At 45.2% G+C, this 19,300-nt stretch carries 17 protein-coding genes; 5 read left to right on the top strand and 12 right to left on the bottom strand.

Annotation, left to right across the window (positions count from 1 at the left end; all coding sequences use genetic code 11):
- The first annotated feature begins 406 nt into the window (after positions 1-406).
- Positions 407-4,450, top strand: a complete 4,044-nt coding sequence (gene purL / locus FOR85_RS10280; protein ID WP_144297858.1) for a phosphoribosylformylglycinamidine synthase — start codon at positions 407-409, stop codon at positions 4,448-4,450.
- A gap of 311 nt (positions 4,451-4,761) precedes the next feature.
- On the opposite strand, the gene FOR85_RS10275 is transcribed toward purL, so the two are convergent.
- The 11 genes from FOR85_RS10275 to FOR85_RS10225 all read right to left on the bottom strand — a co-directional run bounded on the left by FOR85_RS10275 (position 4,762) and on the right by FOR85_RS10225 (position 13,756).
- Entirely contained in the window at positions 4,762-5,157 is a 396-nt protein-coding gene (locus tag FOR85_RS10275; RefSeq protein ID WP_144297857.1) for a hypothetical protein, read from the bottom strand.
- 8 nt (positions 5,158-5,165) lie between these two features.
- Positions 5,166-5,369, bottom strand: coding sequence for a hypothetical protein (locus tag FOR85_RS10270; protein ID WP_144297856.1), 204 nt, complete (start codon positions 5,367-5,369; stop codon positions 5,166-5,168).
- Between the two features lie 30 nt (positions 5,370-5,399).
- A complete protein-coding gene (locus FOR85_RS10265; protein ID WP_144297855.1) occupies positions 5,400-6,287 on the bottom strand; it encodes an N-acetylmuramoyl-L-alanine amidase in 888 nt (295 codons plus the stop codon).
- Positions 6,288-6,394: 107 nt separating this feature from the next.
- On the bottom strand, positions 6,395-6,646 hold the full coding sequence (locus FOR85_RS10260) for a hypothetical protein (RefSeq protein ID WP_144297854.1): 252 nt from the start codon (positions 6,644-6,646) through the stop codon (positions 6,395-6,397).
- A 14-nt stretch (positions 6,647-6,660) separates the two neighbouring features.
- Positions 6,661-7,164 carry a type II toxin-antitoxin system HicB family antitoxin gene (locus tag FOR85_RS10255; RefSeq protein WP_144297853.1) on the bottom strand — a complete coding sequence of 168 codons (504 nt, stop codon included), beginning with the start codon at positions 7,162-7,164 and terminating at the stop codon, positions 6,661-6,663.
- Complete coding sequence (locus FOR85_RS10250) at positions 7,157-7,420, bottom strand: hypothetical protein (RefSeq protein ID WP_087041973.1); 264 nt, start codon at positions 7,418-7,420, stop codon at positions 7,157-7,159. The genes FOR85_RS10255 and FOR85_RS10250 overlap by 8 nt, the downstream gene beginning before the upstream one ends.
- A gap of 199 nt (positions 7,421-7,619) precedes the next feature.
- Positions 7,620-8,396 (bottom strand): MOSC domain-containing protein, encoded by a 777-nt coding sequence (locus FOR85_RS10245; protein WP_144297852.1) that lies wholly within the window; start codon positions 8,394-8,396, stop codon positions 7,620-7,622.
- A gap of 199 nt (positions 8,397-8,595) precedes the next feature.
- Entirely contained in the window at positions 8,596-9,009 is a 414-nt protein-coding gene (gene rsfS / locus FOR85_RS10240) for a ribosome silencing factor (protein ID WP_068406254.1), read from the bottom strand.
- 149 nt (positions 9,010-9,158) lie between these two features.
- A complete protein-coding gene (locus tag FOR85_RS10235) occupies positions 9,159-10,070 on the bottom strand; it encodes a nicotinate-nicotinamide nucleotide adenylyltransferase (protein WP_144297851.1) in 912 nt (303 codons plus the stop codon).
- 201 nt (positions 10,071-10,271) lie between these two features.
- Positions 10,272-12,416: a phosphate acetyltransferase gene (gene pta / locus FOR85_RS10230; RefSeq protein ID WP_144297850.1), complete on the bottom strand. Its 2,145-nt coding sequence runs from the start codon at positions 12,414-12,416 to the stop codon at positions 10,272-10,274.
- A 110-nt stretch (positions 12,417-12,526) separates the two neighbouring features.
- Complete coding sequence (locus FOR85_RS10225) at positions 12,527-13,756, bottom strand: acetate/propionate family kinase (protein ID WP_144297849.1); 1,230 nt, start codon at positions 13,754-13,756, stop codon at positions 12,527-12,529.
- Between the two features lie 535 nt (positions 13,757-14,291).
- Between FOR85_RS10225 and FOR85_RS10220 the strand changes: the two genes are divergently transcribed.
- From FOR85_RS10220 to FOR85_RS10205, 4 genes are all read left to right on the top strand, one after another.
- Positions 14,292-14,603 carry a lipoprotein gene (locus tag FOR85_RS10220; protein ID WP_144297848.1) on the top strand — a complete coding sequence of 104 codons (312 nt, stop codon included), beginning with the start codon at positions 14,292-14,294 and terminating at the stop codon, positions 14,601-14,603.
- Positions 14,604-14,750: 147 nt separating this feature from the next.
- Entirely contained in the window at positions 14,751-16,085 is a 1,335-nt protein-coding gene (gene lysA / locus FOR85_RS10215) for a diaminopimelate decarboxylase (RefSeq protein WP_144297847.1), read from the top strand.
- A gap of 223 nt (positions 16,086-16,308) precedes the next feature.
- Complete coding sequence (gene dapF / locus FOR85_RS10210; protein ID WP_144297846.1) at positions 16,309-17,196, top strand: diaminopimelate epimerase; 888 nt, start codon at positions 16,309-16,311, stop codon at positions 17,194-17,196.
- Between the two features lie 6 nt (positions 17,197-17,202).
- Positions 17,203-18,255 (top strand): tyrosine recombinase XerC, encoded by a 1,053-nt coding sequence (locus tag FOR85_RS10205; RefSeq protein ID WP_144297845.1) that lies wholly within the window; start codon positions 17,203-17,205, stop codon positions 18,253-18,255.
- 34 nt (positions 18,256-18,289) lie between these two features.
- Here the strand turns inward: FOR85_RS10205 and FOR85_RS10200 are convergent, their stop codons facing one another.
- Entirely contained in the window at positions 18,290-19,177 is an 888-nt protein-coding gene (locus FOR85_RS10200; protein ID WP_144297844.1) for a carbon-nitrogen hydrolase family protein, read from the bottom strand.
- Positions 19,178-19,300: the final 123 nt, after the last annotated feature.

Here is a 19,300-nt window from a genome sequence, read left to right as displayed (position 1 = left end):
TTATCATTATAGCAAGTGGTTCTTTGTTTAACTTATGGTTGCTTATTAATCATTCAGTTTAGACAAGCCAGCGCCGTTTATAATAATTTTTATGAGCAGGTTATAGATATAGTTTTAAAGCTCTTTATATTTATTAGCTTGTTATAAGGCGCTTAACTCATCACAACTGCCAACTAGAATAGCGATTATCACTCTCTTATTTATATAGGTCGCCAGTAATGCGATGTGAGTGTTTGTAAGGTTTACAAGAATTAGGTAAAAATTGTGACGCCAGCTGAGCAATATTTCTGTTTTGAAAAGCTTTTTATCTCGGTTTTGACCTGCTTATTACAGGGCTTCTTGTTATAATACGCAGACCATTTACTTTGCATGGCAGAGATGCCTTGATCTTACGGATTATGCCTTTATGATGACCATCGCCGGACAACCGTTTCTTACCGATTTTCAGACGCAGCAACTCATCAGTCAGTTTCAGCAAAAAACCGAGCTAAATGTCAGCCAGATTCATACTCAGCAGGTTTATGTGCTATCGCGCGACCTCGTAGGTGATGAGCAGAAAAAAGCGCTGGATTTGTTTGGGGTGCATGCCGATATTCAACTTGCCGCTCCAGAGGCCAATCAAGTACAAGTGATCGTCGGTCCGCGTTTTGGGACGATTTCGCCGTGGGCCAGTAAAGCGACCGATATTTTTAATAACTGTGAAATTGAGATTAAACGCGTCGAGCGCGTTATCGTTTATACCCTAACGATTGACGCAAAAGCAGACGGTGAATTGAGCGCGACCAATAACAAGTTATCTAAAGCCGCTGAGCAATTATTGTTTGACCGTATGACCCAAAGCCTAGTTTATGATTTAAATGACGTAAATAAGCTGTTTGATGATGAACAGCCAGCATCGCTTAATCGCATCGACGTCATCGGCCAAGGTCAATCAGCGCTAGAAGCCGCCAATAAAGAATTTGGTTTTGCCTTGTCGAGCGAAGATATCGACTATCTAATGAATGCCTACGTCAATGAGCTAAAGCGTAATCCAACTGACGTTGAGCTGATGATGTTTGCACAGGCCAACTCAGAGCATTGCCGTCATAAAATCTTTAATGCCCAGTGGACAGTCGATGGTGCAGTACAGCCAAAATCCCTATTTCAGATGATTAAGAATACTTATAAAGCCAATCCACAAGGTATTTTGTCGGCTTATAAAGACAACGCCGCGGTGATGGCTGGTGCTAAGGGGCTGCGTTACTACCCAGTGCCGACAGATGCCACGGATGCAAATTCTGCCCATCCTTATGGCTTTCATAAAGAAGAAATCGATATCTTAATGAAAGTTGAAACCCATAACCATCCAACGGCGATTGCCCCTTATGCCGGTGCAGCGACGGGCGCGGGCGGTGAGATTCGTGATGAAGGTGCAACGGGACGTGGCGGTAAGCCAAAAGCAGGTTTGACTGGTTTTCATGTATCACACTTGCATATTCCAGAGCTTGCGGAAAAATGGGAACAATCGGGTCAAGTAAGTACGCAAGACTATGGTACGCCTGATCGTATGGCCACCAGCCTTGAGATTATGACCGAAGCGCCACTCGGCTCAGCCAATTTCTCGAACGAGTTTGGTCGTCCAAACTTATGCGGGTATTTCCGTAGTTTCCAATTAGACACTTCAGCAGCAAAAGATGGCAGCCAAATGCGCGGCTATCATAAGCCCATCATGCTGGCAGGTGGTTACGGTAACATCAAACGTAACCTAATAGAAAAAAATGCCATTCAACAAGGTGACCTGCTTATCGTTCTTGGCGGCCCTGCGATGCAAATCGGTTTGGGCGGCGGCGCAGCATCGTCTGTCGATAGCGGCGAGCTAGATGAAGGCTTGGACTTTGCTTCTGTGCAGCGCGATAACGCTGAGATGGAGCGTCGCTGTCAAGAAGTCATCGATCGCTGCTGGGCGCTCGCTGGGAATGAAGCGTCGGGAAATGACGCTGATGCCAGTAATACCAGCAATGCTAGTAAAGACGGTAACCCCATCGTCTCTATTCATGACGTCGGCGCAGGCGGTCTGTCAAACGCTATGCCTGAGCTGGTCGATGACCATGATATGGGCGCCCATTTAAACCTGCGTAAAATCCCGTCGCTGGAAGCGGGAATGTCACCGATGGCTATCTGGTCGAACGAAGCGCAAGAGCGTTATGTGTTAGCGATTCGCCCAGAGAGTAAAGATCAGTTTGATGCCATCTGTGCCCGTGAGCGCTGTCCGTATGCTATCTTAGGCGTAGCGACGGAAGTTCGTCAGCTTATCGTTGATGATGAGATGCTCGATGAGCAGCCAGTCGATATGCCGATGCAAGTACTGCTCGGTGGAACGCCGCAGATGCAGCGTAGCTTTAGCCGTCAAGACAATGAATTGCCACCGCTTGAGCTTAATAACTTTAATTTAGCTGAATCTATCAAAGATGTATTGCGTCATCCAACCGTTGCGAGCAAGTCTTTCTTGATTAGCATCGGTGACCGCTCAATCACTGGTATGGTTGTTCGCGATCAGTACGTCGGTCGCTATCAAGTGCCCGTTGCCGATTGCGCCGTTACCGCGTCTGGTTTATTAGCGCTAGATGGTCAGCCAATGAGCGGTGAGGCAATGAGCGTTGGTGAACGAACGCCTGTTGCGCTGATTAATCCAAAAGCCTCTGCACGTTTAGCCGTCGGTGAAGCGATTACCAATATTGCTGGTGCGCGTATTAACCAGTTATCTGATATCACCATGTCAGCGAACTGGATGGCAGCCTGCGGCGATGACAATGAGGACGCTGCATTGTTTGACGCTGTGTATGCGATCGGCGAAGAGCTATGCCCAGCATTGGGTATTGCTATTCCAGTCGGAAAAGATTCGCTATCCATGCGTGCTAATTGGACGGATAGCAACAATGACGGCAGCATGGATAAATCAGTCGTTTCGCCAATGAGTCTTGTGATTACTGCTTTTGCGCCTGTTATTGATGTGGCAAAAACGCTAACGCCTGAACTCATTAATGGTGATAGCGCCTTCTACCGTATTGATTTGTCAAAAGGTAAACTGCGCCTTGGCGGTTCAATCCTTGCGCAAACGGCAAGCCAATTGGGCAATGAATGTCCTGACCTTGAAAAGCCAAGCGATTTAATCGATTTCTTTAACTTCGTCCAAGCGGGTAATGCCCAAGGCGTCATTAGCGCTTATCACGATATCGGCGATGGCGGTTTGCTGGCGACGATTGCTGAGATGCAGTTTACCAGTCGTCAAGGTATCAAGCTGTCATTGGACGATAAAAACCTACTCGGTCAATTATTCAGTGAGGAGCTGGGCGCGGTCATTCAAGTATTACCGGAAAACGTCGCTGCTCTTATGCAATTGGCAGAAGAATTTAACGTCAGCGATATGCTAAGCCTCGTCGGTCAAAGCTGTGAGGAAGACAGCCTTATCATTCAAACGCCGCTACATATGGGCGATGATACTTTACGCTTTAGCCGTTCTGAGCTGCAACAAGAGTGGACTCAGGTCAGCTATCAAATTGCCCGCCGCCGCGACAACCCAGCGTGCGTCCAGCAAGAGTATGACTTGATTAGCGATGCCAGCCATCAAGGTCTAATCGCTGCACCAAACTTTGACCTCAATCAAAAAGTGGAAGAGCCATATTTAGCTAGCCGTGAAAACAAGCCAAGAGTCGCTATCCTGCGTGAGCAAGGCGTCAACGGTCAGACAGAAATGGCGGCAGGCTTTACCCAAGCAGGTTTTGAAGCGGTCGACGTGCATATGAGTGACTTGCTTGAAGGTCGTATCAATCTACGCGACTTCGACGGTTTAGTCGCTTGTGGTGGCTTTAGCTATGGTGACGTACTCGGCGCAGGCTCGGGCTGGGCAAATTCTATCTTGTTCCATGACGAGTTGCGCATGCAGTTTGTACGCTTCTTTGCCCGTCCGGATACCTTCTCACTCGGTGTCTGTAACGGTTGTCAGATGATGGCGCAGCTAAAAGATTTAATCCCAGGTGCTGAAAACTTTCCAAGATTTATTGCCAATAAGTCGGCGCGATTTGAAGCGCGTACGGTCAACGTCAAAGTCGAGCGTACTAAGTCTATCCTGTTCAAAGGTATGCAAGACAGTATTTTACCAATCGCTGTTGCCCACGGTGAAGGCTATGCCACGCTGAACACTACCGAGATCGACGGTATGGCAAAACACGGTCAGCTTGCCATGCGCTTCGTCGATAGCCAAGGTCATCCAACCGAGACCTATCCGCTCAATCCAAACGGTTCGCTCGGCGGTGTCACAGGTCTGTGTAGCACTGACGGTCGCGTCACCATCATGATGCCGCACCCTGAGCGTACGCTACGTGCCTACAATCACAGCTGGAAACCAGAAGCATGGGATGAGGACGGCGCGTGGATGCGTATGTTCCGTAACGCCCGTGCTTGGTTGCGTTAAGATAGTTTGAGTTAATTTTAAACATAAAAAAAGGTGGGCTTAGGCTCACCTTTTTTGTGTTTGGAATTTGGTTTTATGTGGGAGCTAATCCCGCCTTCCGCTTGTATCTGCCAGTATGGGCGAGGCGGTGACACGAGTTGAGATGTTGCTGTTGCCTCGGCACCACCTCAAACTCTAGCCATCGCAACTCGCCCAAACCAGCAGGATACCGCTGCAGTCGGGGCTAAAACGCGCCTCTGAATGACCATTTTATGATAAATTAGTCTGAACTTTAATTTTAATCGGTGCGCTAGGTGCACACTACGAGCTTTTCAATAAAACCAGTCGCCATTACGAAGATTTTCTATATCTCTGTCACTTGATTTACGCACCATGTTAGATATTGCACCGTTAGCTTGTCCATGGTCTAGCTTTGTAAGAAAAGTATTGACCTCAGATTCATTCGCATGAAGTATCTTATCTAAGTAATATCGTTGTTCACTCTTGTCTAATGTAGTTTCTTGAAGTTGAAAGGGTCTATGTAGCGCAGCTTGAAGCAATGCCACTCTATATTTATCGTTCTCGATTATTTTGAAGTCTTGAGCATTTATATCTATGATCACGTTATATTCTGCGAAACCACTTTCAACAGAAATACTTAAAGTGTAAGCTCCATTTTCTGCTTTCGCTAGCATACGAAGATCATAAAAGATGATTTCTTTATCCATATTTTTTCCTAATCAGCTTTCCCTTTCTGCGCCTCAGCAATCAACTCATGAATCTTTGCGCTTTCTCTTAACACACAAGCCTCATAAGCCGACAGCTGCTCATGTTCTTGTTTTTTTTTTATTTCCTGTTCTTGCTCCTGCCTTGCTTTTTCTTCCAGATATTTCTGTAGCTCGTCTTGCTCATTTTTCTCGTTGTATTGTGAGTTGCTCATGGCTTATGTCTCCTACTATTTTTTTATCCATTAATAAAAGTCATCACGACCAGCATACTTCTTATTGAGTGCACGTAGTATCGCATACGTTTCTAAATCCAGCTCGCCCGTTGGCTGCTGCGGACGGAAATGCAATTGAAAGGCATACACGACATCGCGACTGGCTTTATCCCACGTGTCTGTGTCATTGATTTGATAACCATAATCGCGAAACGCTTGCTTAATATCAGGTATCGTTGCCGCGGCAAACGCGTCTTGATTCATAAAGAATTGCTTATCAAACTCATCATACCAAGCCCCAATGCCGTACTCCTTATGCAGTCGCTCCCAAGGGAATTTAGCACCAGGATCGATTTTACGCGACGGTGCCATATCCGCATGACCGATGATATTCTTTGCTGAGATATTATATATTTTCGCCAAGTCTTGTACCAGCTGCGCTACTTTTCGAATCTGAACCTCATTAAATTCGACATAGTGCTCATAAGGATGATAGTCGAGCGCACCGCTTTTTAAGGCGTCTCGATATTCAGGTTTGATGCCTGGGTTGACAATCTCGATGCCGATAGAGGTATCGTTGAGTATCGTTCTACCAGCAAAACCGCCCGTGCCAGCATGCCACGCGCGTTCGCCCTCGGGCACTAAGTTATAAATTTTATTATCGTTATTATCCAAAATCAGATAGTGAGCGCTGACGTCACCAGTAGTCAAAAGCCTAATAGCGCGGGCATTATTACTCACCGTATAATGCAAAATAATGGTTTTGATACGCTCGCTTTTGCCCGTAGCTTGATAGGTTTCGCTATCGATGACGAAAGGCTCGCTGGTCGCTATTTGGGCGTTATGAGTGGTTACGCAGCCAATTAAAGAAAGTACTAATCCACAGGCTAATACTGTCGATATAATATTTTTTGTCATGAGATTCTCTAGATTATAAAAAAGTTAAATACAAAAAAGGTGAACTAAAAAGTTCACCCCTCTTTTATAAAATAAGAATTTTGAATTTCTTGTTCATTAAAGATATCCTAATCTGTTAAACAGCTAGCATCAACAGCATTTTCAGTATTTTCATTTACTTTTATTAGGTTTATAGCATTAAATTCAATTATTAATCCTTGAGTAGATTTATCTTCAGTACTAGATTTTATTTGTCCACCTGTTATATCTGGAATAATTACTGCTAAATAGTGACCCTCTGTGATTTCTTCATTTTTTAAGATAAGTTCTGTTAACTTAGTCATTGTATATACAGCTTCAATATTTTTATCTTTAGTCATAAATTTTACCTCTATTACTGTACAGCTTGGGAAACAGTAAATGTTTTAGGCTCAATTGAGTATTCATAATCAAAATCAAAATCAATCTCAGAGCCTACTGTAGAATAATTTTTGGGATGAGTAAATTGTTTAATAAACGCTTCTTTATCGACAAAAACGAAACTATCTTTAAGCGTTTTCTCATCAAAATATTCTGTTATACATTTAGAGATGAAGCTGTTTAAAGTAATACCTAGTATATTAGATTCATGAATACTTTTACGATGCATGGCTTCGGACATACGAACATTAAAAGTACCACTACAAGGTCTATCAGGAGACTTACCTTCTTCTATACACATCTCCAGATATTCATCAACTGCTGATTCAAATGAGAGTTTTAATTCTTCTAATGTCTCACCATCATACATAATAAGGTCTTGAATCATTTGAACCTTACCAAACAGACACATATCTTCCGTACTGAGATCTATAGAGCCAGTATAGCCTTTATAAGAAAAATGTTGTTTATTACTCATCTTCTAGCCAGACCTTATTGTCGTTAAAATGTTGAATAACTTCACGTATATAACATCTCTTCATCACTTTCTCAGGATGAGGTTCATGAAAAAGCATAGATAGACTTGTACTTTTATTTATAAACTTTCTTCCAGAGCCACCTTTAGCGTTGGATACTAAATAGCCATGTAAGGACATTATTTTGACAAACTCATTCCATGTAAAGTCAGAAGGAACAGTTTTGAATCTTTTAACTAGTTTTTCTGACTTAGACATATAGTACCTAATAGGGCATGTTAGTTGCAACTACTTTATAGTTGCATATTTATTATTGACGTCATGAATACAACATGTTGTGTTTTTTTGTATATGGAGTACAACATAATGAATCTTTATAGTAGTTTATAAAAGACAAACATAAAATGCTAGATTGATTTTGCTAAGATACTATGCTAGAAAGCTAACGTCTGATTTATCAGTATAAGCCCTTCCTAATCTTCTTCGCCAAAACCGTTTTCCAACTGTCTTCCAAACATTCAATCGCCAGCCACGGCTCGATAACCTCAGCGTCAAATTTCTCTTTTGAATTGGCCAATTGCCATAGCTTTTCTAGGGTCGCAAACGGATAGGGGCGTTCGATGAGATAAACTGGCAAATCAGCGTGAATCATACCGTCACGTACGACTTCAAAATACCAGCCAGCGATACCTTGCTTAGTCACCCAAGAGGCGATATTAGGCACTTTACTAAACTGTCCGATTTGGTCATTGATTTTGTAGCAGGGACGGCGCGGTTGCACGATGCGTAATTGAACACTATCGCCACCATTCCCATTAATGATTTCATCTTGACCATACTGAAAAACATCACCGATACACACCGTCGACTCATCCATTGCAGGCAGGCCATTGACCGCCTCAGTCGTTAAGTTTTCACCCAGTGTGCCAACGCGTACCTTTAAGCCAAACTCAGCGTTAATCTTATCGTAAGTTGCCGTTGCTAATTGATGCACCGCTTTTAAGGGGCCGCCATGATGACGCCGGTCGGCTTGTTCATCGGTAGTTAATCCCATAAAGTTGACCGCAACCGCTTCTTTGATGGGTGCCTTATCAATGGCGCTCATCTGCTCACGGGCAAATGGCATGGCTTTGCCAGCGCGGACGCAAGTTAAATTGGCAATATGTAGCGGTAAAGGTTGATTGAAATCAGCACTATTTTTTTGGCTAGAAGATGCTATTTGCTCTATGCTCATGGATTATCCTAATCGATAGGGATTTATTAGGCGAGTGGTTAACTCATTAGAGGTGTTAAAGATGGCTATTATCTTAGCCTAATCGGGCATGTGATTATATGGCTTTAGCGATTTAACCTTTATCTGTACCAAATTTTAAACAAAAAAAGACCAGAGTTGACTCTGGTCTTTTTTTAAACAGTGCTGTTAACAAACAAGATTATTTATTTTTATTACGGCGACCTGCAGTTTTCTTCTCACGCGGTACAGCGACCAGCTCCGCCAATTGATCAGGTGACGACCATAGGCCTTCTAAGTCATAGAACTCACGCGCAGCTGGCGTCATCATATGCACGACAACAGAGCCCAAATCAATCAGCGTCCAGTCAGAATCGGTACCGCCTTCACGGCCAAGTGGCATAAAACCCGCTTGCTTAACTTCAGCGCCGACGCTGTCTGCCATCGCACGGACGTGACGTTTTGAAGTACCGTCAGCGATGACGATGCGCTCCATCACGTCCGTTAGATTTTCTACGTTTAAAACAGTGATATTTTTTGCTTTCATATCGTCAAGCGTGTTTTCGACTACCGCTAAGCATTCTTTTAAGCGTTCTTCAGTCATGGTATTGGTCATAAATGGTCTTCTCTTCAATCATAAATATTAAAAATAAAATAGTAAATCATCACATTGCTTGCTCACGAGCCCTTGAAAAATAGGTAAATAGGCAGGTGTTTTTGCGGCAACATGAATAAAATAGGTAAAGTTAAACGTATAAGGCGATTTTAACGGAATTGAGCAGCAGAATATAGCTGATGGTCGATAATATATTGATAAACGGCAGGATTTAGCCATTTAGCGAACGAATTGGGTACAGTCGGGTTAATGATAGCATTTATTGGCTGTAAAGTTGCGTTTTGCGAACCTTGCTTGCGCAGCTGTTGACGTACTTGGGTGCTTGATATCGCTGCCACAGGGCGCGGGTCTATATAAATGCGTCCTTGAGCGGCGTTTTTCAAGTTACTGCTGGCTGTTAAATGCTGCAAAGCTGGCGCGACAAGGTCAGTAGCCGAGTCAGTGATGAAGTGTTGCAATGCTATGGGAAGCTGAGATTGCAGTGCAGTAAGGTTTGACGTTACTAAGTCTTGATTAATAAGCTTTTCTTGTGCAATAGTATTTTCATCATTATTATTAATAATAGGGTCATTTTTAATAATAGGGTCATTTTCAGCAATGCTAAGCCGATTAAATACCCATAAATTGACATGATCGGTCAGCGTCAAACCGTCTTTCCATTTATCCAAACTCTGCGCGCTGTCCATGCCCATGATAAATATCAGGTCATCGTGCGGGTAGCGCGCGCGTAAGGTTTTTACACTATCAATGGTATAGACCGGCGGCGTTTGCCACAGCTCAAGCTCATTGATTTGTAGCGGGGTATTTTTTATAGCCAGCTTTAGCATGGCCAGACGGTGCTTAGGGTCAGTGCTGTCTGCTTTAAAAGGCGACCGCGCATTGGGCAATAATGACACCTGTAGCTCGTGCTGTTGTTGCTCAGCTATTGGTAATAAACTTTGATAAACGTACAGCGCCATTTGCAGATGACCATTATGCACAGGATCAAATGAGCCGCCCAAATAGGCACGAATGGCGGGTTTGGCGTTTTTTGTTAGGTGATAGTCTTTAGAATAAGGCATAAATAAATGAGCAAAAAGCGCTATGAATGGACAGTGTCGTTAAGTGAACTATAGCATTATTGGAGAGCGCTCAGTAGGGTCGTATGTTTTAAAGCCCTAAAGATTTAACAAAAATAGTCCATAAAAAACCGACCATCATGATGATAGTCGGTTAAATGTATAGCGATTAAAGATGACTGTAAATTATAAACGGTACCGCTATTAAATCTCGTCGCTATGTGCTTGAATGGCGGTCAGGGCAATGGTATAAATAATATCATCGACCAACGCACCACGCGATAAGTCATTAACGGGCTTATTCAAGCCTTGCAACATCGGTCCGACACTGACCACATTGGCGCTACGTTGTACCGCTTTATAGGTGGTGTTACCGGTATTTAGGTCAGGGAAGATAAAGACGTTTGCTTGTCCGGCAACCGGTGAGTCAGGGGCTTTTTGTTTACCGACGCTCATGACCGAAGCGGCATCATATTGCAATGGGCCATCGACGGCGAGGTGCGGCGCACGCTGACGGACGATTTCGGTTGCACGAATGACTTTTTCGACATCAGCGCCCGTACCAGATGAACCCGTTGAGTAGCTAATCATCGCCACTTTTGGATTGATACCAAAGGCGGCGGCAGACTGCGCCGATTGAATGGCGATTTCAGCGAGCTCTTCGGCGTTCGGGTCAGGATTAATGGCACAGTCACCATAGAGCACCACTTGCTCAGGTAGCAGCATAAAGAACACTGACGATACCAGCGAATACTGCGGCGCGGTTTTAATCAGTTGAAACGCAGGGCGCACGGTATTCGCTGTAGTATGTATTGCCCCAGAAACCAAACCGTCAACCTCGTCCATTGCGAGCATGGTCGTACCTAAATAAACCGTGTCTCTGAGGTATTCAGCAGCGACTTCGGCGTTGGTTTTACCTTTACGGCGCTCGACCACGGCATTGATATATTTATCCATATCGAGGCTATCGGGGTCGATAATCTCAAGGCCCTCAGGCAACACCAAATCGCGATTTTTCGCTACTTGCTCGACCTCACTACGCTTGGCAATCAACACGCAGTTGGCGATACCGCGACTTTGGCAAATGCACGCCGCTTCGACCGTACGTGGCTCTGAGCCTTCTGGGAGCACGATACGTTTTTTGGCGTTTTGCGCTTTTTTGACCACTTGATGACGAAATGCCGAAGGAGACAGGCGCATCTCATACTCTTGGCTAAAGTACTCTTTAATCCAGTTGAGGTCTAAATGCGCGGCAACATAACGCGCCACTTCTTCAGCGCGCTCGGTATCATCGCTTGGAATCTCAGAGCTCATATACATCAGGCTTTGTACGGTCTCATAACTGTCACTTTCGACACTCATGATAGGGATGCCGGTTTTGAGCGCCGATTGCCAAAGCTCAGCGACGGTTGCGCTTGGTACCACACCGCCCGTTAATACCAGTCCTGCTAAAGGGATGCCGTTGATACAAGCAAGCCCTGCGGCCAACAGTAAGTCGTCGCGGTCACCCGGCACAACGATAAGCGTACCACGTTTAAAGACTTCATCAACGCGAGCGACCGAGCGCGCGGTCAAACTGATGCGGTTGATACGGCGCGATTTTGCCTCACCGACGTTTAACCAAGTGGCGTCGAGCTCAGCGGCGATATCCCATGTACGGGGTACGGATAAAGAATCGCTAAAAGGCACCACACCTATCAGGCGAAATTGCTCGGTATCAAAGTAGGGTGACAGACGTTGCACTTCTTGAATGAAACCTTCATCTAAGCTAACAATCGCCTCGCCAGGGGCAACGGGCTGATTTTCGAGGGTGTTTGGTATATTCACTCGCATCAAGATACAGCCCAAAGTACGATCAGAGCCCATACCGCCAAATTCACGAGCGTGGACGTCAAGCTTGTCAGCCAGATAGGCAGGTTTACTGGTATCGGCGGTGCTGACAAAAATGATTTTAGCATCTAAGGCATGGGCAATGGCGCGGTTGATTTGCGACGCATAAGAGGTCTCAGTCGTCGATACTAAGCCTTCACAAATCACCACATCGTAGTCGTCGCCTAAGGTATGATAATTGACGACGACTTCTTCCATCAAATCATCAAGATTGTCGTCGCCAAGCATACGCTCAAGGCGCTGACGGCTGATAGATTTGGGTGGATTAAGACCAAAAGCGTGCATTGCCAGCGCGCTTGAGCTGTCTAAACTGTTTTGCTTATCTAAGGTATCGTCTTGTAAAAACGGCTTCATAAAGCCAGCTTTGATACCGTTATAGTCAAAGGCGCGAATCAAGCCTAACGCCGCTGACGTCACACCGATACCGCGACTGATGGGCACAAGTAAAAAAGTTTGCATAATGTATCCTACTATTTATTTTATTTTTTAAGCGCGTTTTATCCTTGTGCCATACAAACGCTCCCTGTTTTCTTATGGCACAAGTAATGGTTTGTTTAGCAATCTGATGCTTATAAACCTAAGGCTTCGCGCGTTTCTTGGGCAATGCGGCATTCTTCATCGGTTGGTACCACCCACAGCTCAATGCTGCTATCGTCGGCATGGAAACTGCCTTCTTTGCCACCGACCAAGCTGGCGTTTTTAGTGCTATCTACCTTGATACCAAAATGCGGCATCATCTCTAAAATACGCGTCCGTGTGGTCACTGAGTTTTCCCCAATCCCGCCGGTAAAGACAATGCCGGTAAAGTCAGGTAGCGCACAGCTTAAGCTGGCAAGGTACTTAGCGACGCGGTAGCAGAACATCTCAATCGCAAGCTTAGCATCTTGATGACCTTCATTTGCTGCTTGCTCGATAGTACGTAAATCATTGGATAAGCCTGAAATACCCAGCAGCCCACTTTCGTTATTGAGCATCTTGTCGGTTTCTTCTAAGCTCATGCCTAGCTGGCGCTTGAGATGAATATGCAAGCTTGGGTCAACATCGCCGCTGCGCGTGCCCATCATCAGCCCTTCAAGCGGCGTCAAACCCATACTGGTATCGAGACTTTCACCATTATAGACAGCCGTCGCCGAGCAGCCATTACCTAGGTGCGCGGTCAACCAACCATGTGGCGCTTTAGCACTGGTGATTTCGCTGGCGCGTTCTGATACATAAGCGTGCGAGGTACCATGAAAGCCGTAACGACGGATTTTATATTCATCATAAAGGACTTTTGGTAGCGGATAGCGAAAGGCAACTGGCGGCATGGTTTGGTGGAAGGCGGTATCAAATACCACCACTTGCGGAATCTCGGGATAAATTGCTTGTACTGCTTCGATACCGAGCGCATTGGCAGGGTTATGGAGCGGTGCTAATACTTTTAAGCGTTTGACTTCTTCTAACACATGCTGATCGACACGCACCGCTTCTGAATACTCGCGGCCGCCATGCACCACGCGGTGGCCGACAGCAATAAAGTGATATTGCTCAAGTAACTCAAGGATTTTTTTCAAGGCCAGTTCATGACGACCGCCAGCGATGGCGATTTCTAGCTTTTCACCATTTAGCGTTGTGTGTTTGATGCGCGCAGTGTCGAGGCCTAAGTTTTCTGCCAGACCTGTGATACGCGTAGCATTGTCTTCGCTGATGAGTGCGTATTTGATTGAAGAGGAGCCGCAATTAAGGACTAAAGTGGGGTTGGTTAGATTCGATGTTTCAGAGTCTTTATCATTAAAATTGGTGGTTACGCCAGCGCTCATACTCTATCCTTAGAAGTTATTTTTTGGGTGGTGATTCGACATCGATAGTCACCGATTACATAAAAAAACCAGCCATATTCTTGTCGCCGTAAGCCAAACAGCTGCCATACGCAACAATCCTATCGCTGATTTTTATCATTGCTGCTGCAAGGGTTCACTATAATGTACCATATTTTGAGGTTTATACCACGATAACTATAAGGCTTTAATTATGCCGTTTTATACAAGTGTACACCGAATACCATCAACCGCTGCCAGAGATAATAGGATAAAAGCTGTTTTTATAAAATTGTAAGTAAGTTTGTCTGTGGTTCTCTGTCTGTAGCTATTGATAGCGTTTATAAAATCCCATTTTGCCTAGCGTTAGTCGTTAATTCTTATAAATTTATGCGCCAATCAGCAGCAGGGGGCGCACAACTTTATCGAATAATGCTATGATTAAAAAATTGTCCTATTTTTCTACTGCAGCCTTATTTTCGCTGATAGTGATTGTTATCGCCTGCAAACCATTGCAAGATGAAAGGTTAGCCATTCTATGTTTACTATACGCCGTACCTCAAATTTTAACAGCGCTAATTTAAGCGTTGACGTCAAACCTGCTGTTTATCAGGTAACCATAGCGACGCTGGTAATCGGGGCAACTGCGTTGGCAGGTTGCGGACAAAAAGGCGATTTGTATTTAGCAGAATCGAGTAGCCAAACGGTAAAAGACAATACGGCTGTGCTTGAGAGCACCAGTCATCCGCAAGATGCCGCCTTTGCTAAGCTCAATGACAATGCAAATAACGCGCAAAACGCCGAAGGTTTTCAGTTGCCGGCGCCGAGTACGGATCCTAACGATTATTAATGCTTGTCTATTAGTATTGGTTTATTAAAAGCCAAATATTCAAACGATTCTTAGCCTATTCAAGCTGCTAAACCCATTAATCCGTTAATCCGTTAATCCGTTAATCCGTTAATCCCTTAATACATTGATTATATTAGAGACAACTTTATGAGTCAGTCAGTCACGACCAAAACTGAGCAAGGATTGTATGTGCATCCTGAAGCCTTAACCGACCATTTGCCTGCGCTCGATTATCGCGATGGCGCGTTATATATGGAGCAGGTAAGTATTGATGAGGTGGCCAAGCACTATGGTACGCCGTGTTATGTCTATTCAAAACAAGCGGTTTTAGACGTTTATCAGGCTTATACGACGAGTTTTGCCAGCCTAAAGCATCAGATTTGCTATGCGGTTAAAGCAAACTCTAACCTTGCTGTACTTGGCATCTTGGCGCAAGCAGGAGCAGGATTTGATATCGTCTCACGCGGTGAGTTGATGCGGGTGTTGGCAGCGGGCGGGAAAGCTGAGCGCGTGGTATTTTCAGGCGTTGGCAAAACCTATAGCGAAATCGAATATGCCCTTAACCAAGGTATTGGCTGCTTTAACGTTGAGTCAATTAGTGAATTGGCGCTGATTAATGAAGTGGCAAAAGCGCTTGATAAAACCGCGCCGATTTCATTGCGGGTCAATCCCAATGTCGATGCTAAGACCCATCCGTATATTTCAACAGGGTTAAAAGACAATAAGTTTGGTATTGACCATGAAAATGCCGTTGCTGTCTATGAGCAAGCGGCGCAATTATCGCATATCGATATCGTCGGTATCGATTGCCATATTGGTTCGCAATTGACGGAAGTTGCGCCATTTGTCGCGGCACTCGATAAAGTGATTGAGCTGATACATAGTCTGCGTGATAAAGGCATTGAGCTGCGTCATATCGACTTGGGCGGCGGCCTTGGCGTACGTTATATTGATGAGACGCCAGTGTCTATCGAGACGTTTGCGCAAGCATTACTGCCTAAACTGGGTGAGCTTGGTTTAACGGTATTCTTCGAGCCAGGTCGCAGTATCGTGGCCAATGCCGGTGTATTATTAACCAAGGTTGATGTGTTAAAACCAACCGAGCACAAGAACTTTGCTATTGTCGATGCGGCAATGAATGATTTGATACGTCCTGCTTTATACCAAGCAGGAATGGCAGTGATTCCTGCGACATTGCCCAAAGACGGTTTAGATACCGATGGTACACAGCCGTGGGATATCGTTGGGGCGATTTGTGAAACTGGTGACTTTTTAGCAAAAGACCGCTTATTGTCATTAGCAACAGGTGATATTTTAGCTATCACTGGCGCTGGTGCGTACGGCTTTACCATGAGTAGCAATTATAATTCGCGCGGTCGTGCTAGCGAAGTGATGGTAGCCGATGATAAGCATCAACTGATTCGCAAACGCGAAACGCTTGAATCTTTATATGCTGATGAAGTGTTGTGGCAGGATAAATAGTTTTTTAGCCAGTTTAGTGCTTACGAGTTTTTTTAGTTAAAAATGACCCATTGTGATAACGACAATGGGTTTTTTATTGCCTGCTTTAATGAAGGTTTGGATAAGAAATATTTGTTCGGTGATAGAGCTTTAACTTAGCGTTTGATAGCGGTGATAATTATGATTGTATCTGACAGCGTGCTAATATAAGGCATACATAAAAATAGGATAGGATAACAAGGATATGCTAATAGAATTTACAAAAATGCATGGGCTGGGCAATGATTTTATGGTCATCGATTTGGTGACCCAACGCTTAGAGTTGACCAAGGAATTGGTACAGCTGTTGGGTGATCGTCATTTAGGCATCGGCTTTGATCAATTGCTCGTCGTCGAGCCGCCGATGCGCCCCGATGTTGATTTTAGTTATCGCATTTTTAATACCGATGGCACAGAGGTTGAGCAATGCGGTAATGGCGCGCGCTGTTTTGCCCGTTTTGTGCAAGCGCGTAAACTGTCATTTAAGCAGCGCCTGCGCGTTGAAACGGCGAGCGGGATAATCTCCTTAACGACCGACCGTTATGGCTGGGTCGAGGTTGATATGGGTAAGCCCAAATTTGAGCCAAGTGAGATTCCCTTTACCCCAAGAGCGACGACCAAAATCCAAAATGCCTATCATCTAAACGTTAATGGTACGCCGGTGCAGCTTTATGTCGCCAATATGGGCAATCCGCATGCGGTCATCAGGGTTGATAATGTCCTAGAAGCTGATGTTGAGACCTTGGGTAAAGCCATCGAATCACATCCGGCCTTTCCAGAGCGCGTCAATGTCGGCTTCATGCAGGTCATGAATCAGCGTCATATCCGTCTGCGTGTTTATGAGCGCGGCGTTGGCGAAACCCAAGCTTGTGGTACGGGCGCTTGTGCAGCGGTGGCGGTTGGTATCCGTGAAGGCTGGCTTGATGAAGGCGAAGACATACGCGCGCAGCTTTATGGCGGCAGCATGATTATCAAATGGCAGCCGGGTTATTCTGTGATGATGACTGGGCCAACGGCGTTTGTCTATGAAGGGGTGTTTAGCCCAGATGGCTTAATGGCGCAAGCAGGCATTAAGCCTACTCCAGAAGGCTAATAGATAATGACGACAACGCCTAGCTCGAATATTCAGTCAAACACTAAATCAAACACTAAATCAAACACTAAATCAAACACATGGCTATCGGCAGAATTGGCAACAACCATCGAAGCAGATAGTACGCTACGTGAACTGCTAGCGCCAGTGCATCGTTGGCTAAATACGCTGTCGGTACGCAATCACTCCGAGCACACATTGGTGGCTTATTTTGCAGGTCTAAATCAATTGGCGCTGTTTTTACGCGGCAAACGTCTGACATGGACGCGTTGTGATAAGCGGCAGTTAGCCCAGCATATCAGCCAACGCCTAGATGAAGATAAGCTGGCACTGGCGAGCGTTCAGCAAGAGCTATCGGCTATCCGTCATTTTTATGGCTGGTTGATAGAAGAGGGTTTAGCGCGTATTAACCCGACTACGGGCTATCAGCTTAAGCGCAGCCCTAGACCGCTGCCGTCTATCGCCGATGTGGATTTATTGACGCAATTGCTTGACCAAGAAATCCCTGATACGCCAGAGCAGGCGCGCTTGTGGTTGCGTGATAAGGCAATGTTTGAATTGCTTTATAGTAGCGGTCTGCGTGTTGGCGAGTTGGTGGCGCTCGATATGGCCGATATAGACTTGGCTGATTTGCGCGTGCGCGTGACGGGTAAGGGCAATAAAACGCGCTTAGTACCTTTAGGTATCAAAGCCGCCGAGGCGATTAAACGTTATCTACCGCATCGCAATCTGTGGGTCGAGCAGATGGACAGCGCCTTGTTTATCAGTGAGAAATTAGGTACGCGCTTATCCACACGGGCGGTGCAGCAGCGACTCAAAGTTGCGGCTACGCGGGCTGGGATTGCGCAAAATATGTATCCACATTTATTGCGCCACTGCTTTGCATCGCATATGCTATCTGGCAGTGGCGATTTGCGCGCGGTACAAGAGATGCTCGGTCATAGCGACATTAGTACCACGCAGATTTATACTCATGTTGATTTTGCTAAATTGACCCAAGTTTATGATCGCGCTCATCCGCGTGCGTCGCATACGCAAAATGGTGTTGATGTTACTTAAGTTCTGGTTATTTCTTAAGCATTTAATCCTACATTTATGCCAAACGGTGACAGTCAAAGATTGGCATCTTTTGCCGTCCTTGCGCTTGTCCTGCTTTATCTAAGTTTGCTAATACCAAGGCATAATTTTTATTAGCAGAGTTTTTTAAGTCACTATCCTCATAGCTATTGATAATCGTGCCGTCATAAGCAGTAATCGTGCTATGTCCCCATGTTTGCCGACTATCGCCATTCTTATAAAGATGCTCACCACCTTGTGCGGCACCAATCACCATACACTGACTGTCTAATGCCCGCGCGCGTAGCAATAGCGACCAATGTGCCTGTCCCGTTAAATAAGTAAACGCCGATGGCGCACTTAACACCTCTGCGCCCGCCTGCCGTAATCGCTGCGCTAAGGCTGGAAAGCGTAAATCAAAACAGACCATCATACCGAGCTGATAAACGGCATCATTTGCTTCGAGTGGAACCACAACCGTTTGCGTGCCAGGCTCAAAAGTCGCCGCTTCATTATAGCTGCCTTGTTTATCGGCAACGGTTGCAGTAAATAAATGGATTTTGTCATAGCGTGCCACACGCGTACCATCGGGCGCAAATAGCTGACTGACTTGACGTAGCCTTCCATCGGGCACGATGACGCCATCAGGGCGATAAGGGCAGGGCAGCGAGCCTGCTAATAGATAAATACCAAAAGCACGTGCATACTCGGCCATTGCGTCGGATAGTTCATCAAAACGCTCGGCAGTGGCAAACTGTCGACCCATGCTACAGCAGTTTTCTGGTAAAACGACTAACTGCGCACCTTGCTTGCTTGCCTCACTAATAGCAGATCTTATATCGGCTAAATTGGCTTCGATGTCTTGCTGACTGTTCATTTGTACAGCAGCAACGGTGAGTTGTCCGTTATTTCTTATCTCATTCATAGTATTATTCTCGATTTTTAAGCTTTATAGGGCTTTACTCTTAGTTATTTTTATTCTGTTATATTTAAAAGCTCGGCATCCCTGCAAAGCTATTGCAGTTTTATAAGGTGAACAAAAGCTAAA

It is taken from the genome of Psychrobacter sp. YGAH215, from assembly GCF_007280595.1.
Lineage (GTDB): Bacteria > Pseudomonadota > Gammaproteobacteria > Pseudomonadales > Moraxellaceae > Psychrobacter > Psychrobacter faecalis.
This window is presented reverse-complemented; position numbering and strand designations above follow the sequence as displayed.